This window comes from Arenimonas sp. (assembly GCF_019459675.1).
In the GTDB taxonomy this organism is placed as follows: domain Bacteria; phylum Pseudomonadota; class Gammaproteobacteria; order Xanthomonadales; family Xanthomonadaceae; genus Arenimonas.
Window position 1 is genome coordinate 1 of sequence record NZ_JAIBFH010000179.1, and the last position, 8,262, is coordinate 8,262.

Consider the following 8,262-nt stretch of genomic DNA (forward strand, 5'->3'; position numbering starts at 1 on the left):
TGTCCAGCACGCACTCGTATTCACCCGGGGCAGCCAGCGCGGGATCCAGCGGGGCTTCGGCGGCGGCCGCTGGCGCGGCGGCGCGCGGCCCGGCGCCGGCCGCCGCGGGCTTGCCATCGAGCTCGCGCAGCGCGCCGCCAAAGCCGAACCTGCCGTAAAGATCGCGCAGCGCGTCCACGTCGCGCGCGCGAAGCTTGAGGTCGGTGGGCGCCTGGTCGAGCGCAACGTCGACCTTGATCGTCACCAGCCGCTGGTTCAACGGCAGGCGCGCCAGCGCCGCGCGCAGGTTCTCACCGATCTTGCCGCCGATCTTGTCGGCGTTGGCCACCACCGCGTCCAGCGTGCCGTACTCGCCCAGCCATTTGGCGGCGGTCTTGGGGCCGCATTTGTCCACGCCCGGAATGTTGTCCACGCTGTCGCCCATCAGCGACAGCAGGTCGACGATCTGGTCGGGCCGCACGCCAAACTTCTCCATCACGCCGGCGTCGTCCAGCACGCTGCCGGTCATGGTGTTGGTGAGCGTGATGCCCGGCCGCACCAGCTGGGCGAAATCCTTGTCGCCGGTGGAGATGGTGACGGGGATGCCGGCGGCATGCGCCTGCAGCGCCAGCGTGCCGATGACGTCGTCGGCCTCCACGCCCGACACGCGCAGGATCGGGAAGCCCAGCGCCTGCACGATCTTCATCATCGGCTCCACCTGGGCGCGCAGTTCGTCCGGCATCGGTGGCCGCTGGGCCTTGTACTGCGGATACATCTCGTCGCGGAAGGTCGGCCCCGGGGCGTCCACCACGAACGCGGTGAAGTCCGGGTTTTCCTTCAGCGTGGCGCGCAGCATGTTGACGATGCCGAACAGCGCGCCGCTGGGCGAGCCGTCGGGCGCCGTCAGCGGCGGCAGCGCGTGGAAGGCGCGGTAAAGGTAGGACGAGCCGTCAATCAGGACAAGGCGGGACATGGCGGGGCCGGAAAGGACGATGCGGCGATTTTAAGCCCCCGCGGCCCTTGAGCGCCCGCGGTGCTTGCGCCATGCTCGAAGGCCCGACCCAGGTGCGCCGCCATGACCTTCCTTCTGCCGCTGCTGCTCGCCTTGGCTGCCCAGGACGCCGCGCCCGCCGAGCCGGCCCCGCCGGCACCCGCTCCCTAAAGCGTCGGGGCCGCCCCGGCAAAGGACGACCCGCCCACGGTCAGCATCCGCACCGAAGCCAACGGCGACCGGGTCGAGGAATATCGCCAGAACGGTCGCGTCTACATGGTGAAAGTGACGCCCAGCCGCGGCCCCGCCTATTACCTGATGGACACCGACGGCAACGGCAAGCTCAACCGCGACGACCGCGACCCGCGCGTCAGCCCGGTGCACTGGGTGATCTACGAATGGGATTGACCCGCGCCGCGCCGTTCCTGCGCGCGGTGGACACCCTGACCGAAGCCGCCGGGCGCCTGGCCGGCGTGCTGGCGATCGTGCTGGTGGCGCTGTCGTTCGGGCTGGTGCTGGCGCGCCACGCACTGGGCGTGGGCTCGGTGGCGGCGCAGGAAGCCGTACTGTGGCTGCATTCGGCGCTGTTCCTGCTGGGGCTGGCGTTCGCACTGAAGCACGCCAGCCACGTGCGCGTGGACGTGTTCTCGCAGCGCTGGACGCCGCGCACGCGCGCACGCATCGAACTGGCGGGCATGGTGTTGCTGCTGCTGCCGTTCTGCGTGTTCATCGTGGCGATGAGCTGGGACTACGTCGGCGCCAGTTGGAGCGCGCGCGAAGGCTCGCGTGACCCGGGCGGCCTGCCGGGGTGGTATCTGCTGAAATCGCTGCTGCCGCTGTCGGCCGCGCTGCTGATGCTGCAGGCCCTGGCGGAAACGCTGCGCGCGGCGCGCACGGCCTTCGGGCAGGCGAAGGCATGAGCCTGCACGACCAACACGTGCTGATGCTGGTGCTGCTGCTGCTGGGCCTGTTCGCTGGCCTGGCCTGCGGCTTCCCGGTGGCCTTCGTGCTGGGCGGCGTGGCGCTGCTGGTGGCGGGCCTGGGCATGGCGCTGGGCAACTTCGACGCCAGCTTCCTGGAAGCCTTCCCGAACCGCATGTTCGGTGTGATGACCAACGAGACGCTGGTGGCGGTGCCGCTGTTCGTGTTCATGGGCGTGATGCTGGAGCGCTCGCGCATCGCGGAATCGCTGCTGGAAGCGGTGGCGTCGCTGTTCGGCCGCAAGCGCGGCGGGCTGGTGGTGGCCGTGCTGCTGGTGGGTGCGCTGCTGGCGGCGTCCACCGGCATCGTCGGCGCCACGGTGGTGGCGATGGGGCTGATCTCGCTGCCCACCATGCTGCGCAACGGCTACTGCCCGCGCCTGGCCTCGGGCGCCATCTGCGCGTCGGGCACGCTGGGCCAGGTGATCCCGCCGTCGATCGTGCTGGTGCTGCTGGGCGACCAGTTGGGCAACGCCTACCAGCAGTCGCAGCTCAGGCAGGGCATCTTCGCGCCCGAGTCGGTGTCGGTGAGCGACCTGTTCGCCGGCGCACTGCTGCCGGGCCTTGGCTTGGTGGCGCTGTACCTGGCCTACGTGCTGTGGGTGGCGTGGCGCCACCCCGAACGCGCGCCGGCGCTGCGCGACCTCAGGCCGCGTTCGGCGGGTGAGTTGGCCAAGGCCATCCTGCCGGCGCTGACGCTGATCGGCCTGGTGCTGGGCTCCATCCTGGCCGGCTTCGCCACCGCCAGCGAAGCCGCGGCCGTGGGCGCGGTCGGCGCCACGGCGTTCGCCGCGCTGTACGGGCGGCTGGGCATGAAGCGCCTGCTGGAAGTGGGCACGCAGACGGTGAAGGTGACGGCGATGGTGTTCGCCATCCTGCTGGGCGCCGCGCTGTTTTCGCTGGTGTTCCGCGGCTACGGCGGCGACGACCTGGTGCACGAGGCGCTCAGCGGCCTGCCCGGCGGCAAGTGGGGCGCGGTGGTGGCGGTGATGGTGCTGATGTTCGTGCTGGGCTTCGTGCTCGACTTCATCGAGATCATCTTCGTGGTGGTGCCGATCGTCGGGCCGGTGCTGCTGGCGCTGGGCGTGGACCCGGTGTGGCTGGGCGTGATGATGGCGGTGAACCTGCAGACCTCGTTCCTGACGCCGCCGTTCGGGTTCGCGCTGTTCTACCTTCGCGGCGTGGCGCCACCCGAGGTGCTCACCGGCGACGTCTACCGCGGCGTGGCGCCCTTCATCGGCCTGCAGCTGCTGATGCTGGCGCTGGTGGCGGCGTTCCCGTGGCTGGCCACGGGCCTGCCGCAGTGGCTGTATGGCTGAGCTGCGCATCAGCACCGGCTTCGCTGGCGTGGACCTGGACGTGGTGCACGGCTTCCTGAGCCGCGATGCGTACTGGTGCCGCGGCATCACGCGCGACCGGGTGGAGCGCGCGGCGCGGCATTCGCTGTGCTTCAGCGCGCTGCTCGATGGCGCACAGGTGGGCTTCGCGCGGGTGGTCACCGACCACGCGACCTTCGGCTACCTGGCCGATGTGTTCGTGCTGCCCGGGCATCGCGGCCAGGGCATTTCCCAGGCGATGATGGCGGCCATCCTGGCGCACCCGGAACTGCAGGGGCTGCGGCGTTTCCTGCTGGCCACCAGCGACGCGCACGGGCTTTACGCCAAGTACGACTTCAAGCCGATCACCCGGCCTGAGCGCTTCATGGAGCGCTACCGGCCAGACTCCCACCTTGAGTGAGCGTCGCTACTCGGCGGTGGTCGGGTCGATCACGGCCGCCACTTCCGAAACGCGATTGGCGGGGAAGCCGCCCTGGCTGGCGTGTTCGCGCACCGTGGCCTCGTCGGGCGCGATGTAGATGCAGTACACCTTGTCGCCGGTGACGTAGCTCTGCACCCACTGGATCTTCGGGCCCATTTCACTGAGCACGCCGCAGGAGGTCTGCGAGATGCCCTTGAGCTGGGACGGCGTCAGCTGGCCCGCGCCCGGGATGTCACGTTCAATCACGAACTTCGGCATGTCCTGTCTCCCCCCGGGGACGTCCCCGTCCACGGAGCAACGCTCCCGGGGCCGGGCGCCGGACAGCTCAGGCCTTCGGCGGCCCCGGCAGCGTCGGCAGGGCGGACAGGTGCAGCCAGATCGCGCGCAACTCGTCGTCGGTCATCGCGGCATAGACGCGCCAGGGCATGAAGCCGTGCAGCTCGCTGCCATCCGGGCGCCTGCCCTCGCGGATCACCCGGATGAAGTCGGCTTCGGTCCAGCCCTGCAGCCCCGTGGCGTGCATCATGAGGTTGCGCGCCACCGGGATCTCCGGCGGCGTGCCCGGCACGCGCTGGCCGGCGAGATCCACGCCGTGGCAGCCGGTGCAGACCTGGGCCAGGTAGGCGCCGTATTCCACCGTGGGCGCGGAGGCCGGCGCGGTGCGCACGCGCGGCGCGTGGTCGATATGTTCGGCCGGCACCCAGTTCAGCTTTCCGAACAGGTACAGCACGCGGCCCACCGGTCCCAGCGTCGTGGTGCCGGGCTGGTTGGCCGACGGCGGCAGCGACTGCAGGTGGCGGACGATGGAGGCGGTGTCGGCGTCGGAGAGGTTCTTGAAATCGTCGGCCGGCATGAAGCGCAGCGGCCGGCCGCCGGGCCCGACGCCGTGGCGGATGGCCGCGGCCATCGTGTCGGCGTCATAGCGCGAGCCGAGGGCGGCGGGCGTCAGGTTCGACCCCACCACGCGGCCCACCGGCCCGGCGTCGAACACCGGCTTGCCCTCGGCCGTCGCGCCGTGGCACTCCACGCAGCCCAGCACGCCGTAGAGGTGTGCGCCGCGCGCGGCTTCGGCATCGTCACCGACGAACACCAGCGGCGCATCCTTGACCACGAAGGTCTGCGCCAGCGCGCTTTCGGAGTGCTGCCAGGCGACGGCATACAGCGCCGCCACCGCCGCGAATGACACGCCGGCCGCGATCGCGACCGGCCTGAATATCCTGCCCATGACACCTTTCCACCGGAGAGATGGCCATGAAGACGAAGAATGCCCGGCGCATCGGCCGAGGCGGATTCAGCGTCCGTTTTGCCTGCGCGGCCGAAGCGTGACTTGTGGCAGGGTCAGCCGCGGTTGGCGTAGTACGACTCTTCCGACACCGCGTGCCAGGCCTTCGCCTGCGACCGGAACGCGCGCATCGAGTCAAGCGCACGTCGCGCCATGGGGTCGGCGGAGGCCACCTCTTCCAGCACTTTCTCCGAGGCCTTGCGCAGCGCCGACAGCACGTCGGGGGGCAGCTGGCGCAGGTCGACGCCGTGCTCGCGCACCAGGGCATCGAGCGCCTGCTGGTTGCGCGCGGTGTACTCGGCCAGCATCGCGTCGTTCACGGCGCGGCAGCACAGCGCCACGATGTCCTGCAGGTCCTTGGGCAGCGAGTCGAGCGCGGCCTTGTTCACCATGCATTCCAGCGTCGGGCCCGGCTCCTGCCAGCCCGGGTAGTAGCAGAACTTCGCGGCGCGGTGCAGTCCGAAGGCCAGGTCGTTGTATGGCCCCACCCATTCGGCGGCGTCGATGGCGCCCGCCTGCAGCGAGCTGAAGATTTCCGCGCCCGGCAGGTTCACCGGCACCGCGCCCACGCGCGCCATCACTTCGCCGCCCAGGCCCGGGATGCGCATCTTCAGGCCCTTGAGCGAGGCCAGCGATTCAATCGGCTTGCGGAACCAGCCGGCCATCTGGACGCCGGTGTTGCCGGCCGGGAAGGGCACGAGCCCGAACGGCGCATACAGCTCGCGCCAAAGCTCCAGCCCGCCGCCGTTGTAAAGCCAGCCGTTCATTTCCTGTGCGTTCAAGCCGAACGGCACGGCGCAGAAGAACGGCGCCGCCGCCGCCTTGCCCTTCCAGTAGTAGCTGGCGGAATGGCCCATTTCGGCCGTGCCGCGGCCTACGGCGTCGAACACCTCGAATGCCGGCACGAGTTCGCCGGCACCGTAGACCTTCACCGTCAGGCGTCCTGCGCTGGCCTGGGTGATCATCTCGGCCAGGGCGGCGGCGCCCGTCCCCAGGCCGGGGAAATTGGTCGGCCAGGACGTCACCATCTTCCAGGCGAACTTCTGGCTCGAAACGCCGTCGCCTGACGCGCCCCCGGGGTTCGCACCACAGGCCGCCAGACTGGTCGCCACGGCCGCCAGGCCGGCACCGCGCAGAAGTTCACGTCGCTTCATGGATCCACCCCGGTTCGATAGACGCCAAGTATGCGTCGGCCTGCCCCCGGCGGGGAGGGCGGCAGGCTTGCCGCTGGTGCCGCCTCAGGCCGGCGTGAGGTTGGCGTAGCCCAGCACCAGCCACTTGGCGCCGCCGTTCTCGAAGTTGACCTGGATGCGGGCGTGCGTGCCGCTGCCCTCGGCGTCCATCACCACGCCCTCGCCGAAGCTCGGGTGCATCACGCGCTGGCCCAGGCGCAGCGACGGGCCACCGCCGGCGTCCACCAGCCCCGCCGAACGCGGCGGCCCGTACGACGGGCGGCTGGCGCTGACCTTCGGCCGCACGTCGCGCACCAGGGCCGGCGGGATTTCACGCAGGAAGCGCGACGGGGTGCCGTACATCTCCATGCCGTGCAGCCGGCGCGTCTCGGCGTAGGTCAGCACCAGCTTCTGGCGCGCGCGCGTCAGGCCGACATAGGCCAGCCGACGCTCCTCTTCCAGCCGGCCCGATTCCTCGATGGACTTGCCGCTGGGGAACAGCCCTTCTTCCATGCCCACCAGGAACACCTGCGGAAACTCCAGGCCCTTGGCGCTGTGCAGGGTCATCAGCTGCACGCCATCCTCGCCCGCCTCGGCCTGGCCTTCACCGGCCTCGAGCGAGGCGTAGCTGAGGAAGGCCACCAGTTCGCTCATCTCGGCGCTGGCCTCGTCGTCGCGGCGCTCGAAGCGGCTGGCCACCGACACCAGTTCATCCAGGTTGTCCGTGCGCGAATCAAGCTGCCCGCGTGACTCCGCGGCATAGTGGGCCCGCAGGCCGGAGTTGGCGATGACGTGGTCGAACTGCTCGTGCAGCGGCGATTCCGCCGTGCCGGCCTGCAGCCCGTCCAGCAGGTCGGCGAAGGCGCGCAGCGCATTGCGGGCGCGGCCCGGCAGTGCGCCGCCGGCGGACAGCGCCACGGCCGCGTCCCACAGCGGCACGGCGTGTTCGCGCGCGTGGCGTCGCACTTCGTCCAGGGTCTTGCCGCCGATGCCGCGCGGGGGCGTGTTCACCGCGCGTTCGAACGCCGCGTCGTCGGCGCGGTTGGTGATCAGGCGCAGGTAGGCCAGCGCGTCCTTGATTTCCATGCGTTCGAAGAAGCGCTGGCCGCCGTACACGCGGTACGGCAGGCCGGCCTGCACCAGCTGTTCTTCGATGGCGCGCGACTGGGCATTGGACCGGTACAGCACGGCGTTGTCGCCGGCGCTGCCGCCGTCGCGGATCCAGGCCTGCACGCGCTCGATCACGAAGCGCGCTTCGTCCACTTCGTTGTAGGCGGTGAACAGGTCGATCAGTTCGCCCTCGCCGTCGGCCGTCCACAGCTGCTTGCCCAGGCGGTCGGGGTTGTGGGTGATCACCGCGTTGGCCGCGGCCAGGATGTTGCCGGTGGAGCGGTAGTTCTGCTCGAGCTTGAGGGTGCGTGCGCCCGGGTAGTCCTTCAGGAAGCGCTGCACGTTTTCCACTTTGGCGCCGCGCCAGCCGTAGATGGCCTGGTCGTCGTCGCCCACCACGAACACTTCGCCGGCGTCCCCGGCCAGCATGCGCACGAAGGCGTACTGGATGGCGTTGGTGTCCTGGAACTCGTCCACCAGCAGGTGGCGGAAGCGCTGCTGGTAGTGGTGCAGCAGCGGCGGATGTTCGAGCCAAAGCTCGTGTGCGCGCAGCAGGATCTCGGCGAAATCCACCAGGCCCGCGCGCTGGCAGCGCTCCTGGTAAGCCTCGTAGACCTTGAGCATGGTTGAGCCGAAGAAGTCGCCGCCGCCGGGCTGGATATGCTTCGGGCGCCGGCCTTCGTCTTTCTGGGCGTTGATCCACCAGGCCATCTGGCGCGGCGGGAAGCGGCCGTCGTCGAGCTCGAGGTCGGCGCTGATGCGCTTGAGCAGGCGCACCTGGTCGTCCTGGTCGAGCACCTGGAAGGACTCGGGCAGGCCGGCCTCCTGCCAGTGCAGGCGCAGCAGGCGATGGGCCAGGCCGTGGAAGGTGCCGATCCACATGCCGCGTGCGCCGTTGCGCAGCAGCGCCTCGACGCGGCCGCGCATTTCAGCCGCGGCCTTGTTGGTGAAGGTGACGGCCAGGATGCCGTGCGCCGGCACGCCCACCAC

General features: G+C 70.3%; 9 protein-coding genes. 4 read left to right on the plus strand and 5 right to left on the minus strand.

Annotated features, from left to right (window positions below; all coding sequences use genetic code 11):
- Positions 1–952, minus strand: a 952-nt coding sequence (locus K0M70_RS06255; RefSeq protein ID WP_290780733.1) for a 5'-3' exonuclease H3TH domain-containing protein, incomplete at its 3' end; no start/stop codon positions are given.
- A gap of 234 nt (positions 953–1,186) precedes the next feature.
- On the opposite strand from K0M70_RS06255, the gene K0M70_RS06260 reads away from it, so the two are divergent.
- Genes K0M70_RS06260 through K0M70_RS06275 form a run of 4 tightly spaced genes read left to right on the plus strand, consistent with a single transcriptional unit; the run spans position 1,187 to position 3,687 of the window.
- The gene (locus K0M70_RS06260; RefSeq protein ID WP_290780749.1) at positions 1,187–1,378 is read left to right on the plus strand and encodes a DUF2782 domain-containing protein; all 192 of its coding nucleotides are present in this window, start codon (positions 1,187–1,189) and stop codon (positions 1,376–1,378) included.
- Positions 1,369–1,890, plus strand: a complete 522-nt coding sequence (locus tag K0M70_RS06265; RefSeq protein ID WP_290780735.1) for a TRAP transporter small permease subunit — start codon at positions 1,369–1,371, stop codon at positions 1,888–1,890. The genes K0M70_RS06260 and K0M70_RS06265 overlap by 10 nt, the downstream gene beginning before the upstream one ends.
- Complete coding sequence (locus K0M70_RS06270; protein WP_290780737.1) at positions 1,887–3,269, plus strand: TRAP transporter large permease subunit; 1,383 nt, start codon at positions 1,887–1,889, stop codon at positions 3,267–3,269. Before K0M70_RS06265 ends, K0M70_RS06270 begins: the two co-directional genes overlap by 4 nt.
- Entirely contained in the window at positions 3,262–3,687 is a 426-nt protein-coding gene (locus K0M70_RS06275) for a GNAT family N-acetyltransferase (protein ID WP_290780739.1), read from the plus strand. The genes K0M70_RS06270 and K0M70_RS06275 overlap by 8 nt, the downstream gene beginning before the upstream one ends.
- A 6-nt stretch (positions 3,688–3,693) precedes the next feature.
- Here the strand turns inward: K0M70_RS06275 and K0M70_RS06280 are convergent, their stop codons facing one another.
- The 4 genes from K0M70_RS06280 to uvrD all read right to left on the minus strand — a co-directional run.
- Positions 3,694–3,966: a DUF4242 domain-containing protein gene (locus tag K0M70_RS06280; protein ID WP_290780741.1), complete on the minus strand. Its 273-nt coding sequence runs from the start codon at positions 3,964–3,966 to the stop codon at positions 3,694–3,696.
- Positions 3,967–4,033: 67 nt separating this feature from the next.
- Positions 4,034–4,933, minus strand: a complete 900-nt coding sequence (locus K0M70_RS06285; protein WP_290780743.1) for a c-type cytochrome — start codon at positions 4,931–4,933, stop codon at positions 4,034–4,036.
- A gap of 113 nt (positions 4,934–5,046) precedes the next feature.
- Entirely contained in the window at positions 5,047–6,144 is a 1,098-nt protein-coding gene (gene dctP, locus K0M70_RS06290) for a TRAP transporter substrate-binding protein DctP (RefSeq protein ID WP_290780745.1), read from the minus strand.
- 84 nt (positions 6,145–6,228) lie between these two features.
- Positions 6,229–8,262: DNA helicase II (gene uvrD / locus K0M70_RS06295; protein WP_290780747.1), on the minus strand; the 2,034-nt coding region annotated here is incomplete at its 5' end.

What these genes read in the sequence shown, in the direction of transcription:
- K0M70_RS06280 (WP_290780741.1), bottom strand. Translation starts at nt 3,966, where the DNA reads ATGCCGAAGTTCGTGATTGAACGTGACATCCCGGGCGCGGGCCAGCTG.
- K0M70_RS06265 (WP_290780735.1), top strand. Translation starts at nt 1,369, where the DNA reads ATGGGATTGACCCGCGCCGCGCCGTTCCTGCGCGCGGTGGACACCCTG.
- K0M70_RS06270 (WP_290780737.1), top strand. Translation starts at nt 1,887, where the DNA reads ATGAGCCTGCACGACCAACACGTGCTGATGCTGGTGCTGCTGCTGCTG.
- K0M70_RS06275 (WP_290780739.1), top strand. Translation starts at nt 3,262, where the DNA reads ATGGCTGAGCTGCGCATCAGCACCGGCTTCGCTGGCGTGGACCTGGAC.
- K0M70_RS06285 (WP_290780743.1), bottom strand. Translation starts at nt 4,933, where the DNA reads ATGGGCAGGATATTCAGGCCGGTCGCGATCGCGGCCGGCGTGTCATTC.
- dctP (WP_290780745.1), bottom strand. Translation starts at nt 6,144, where the DNA reads ATGAAGCGACGTGAACTTCTGCGCGGTGCCGGCCTGGCGGCCGTGGCG.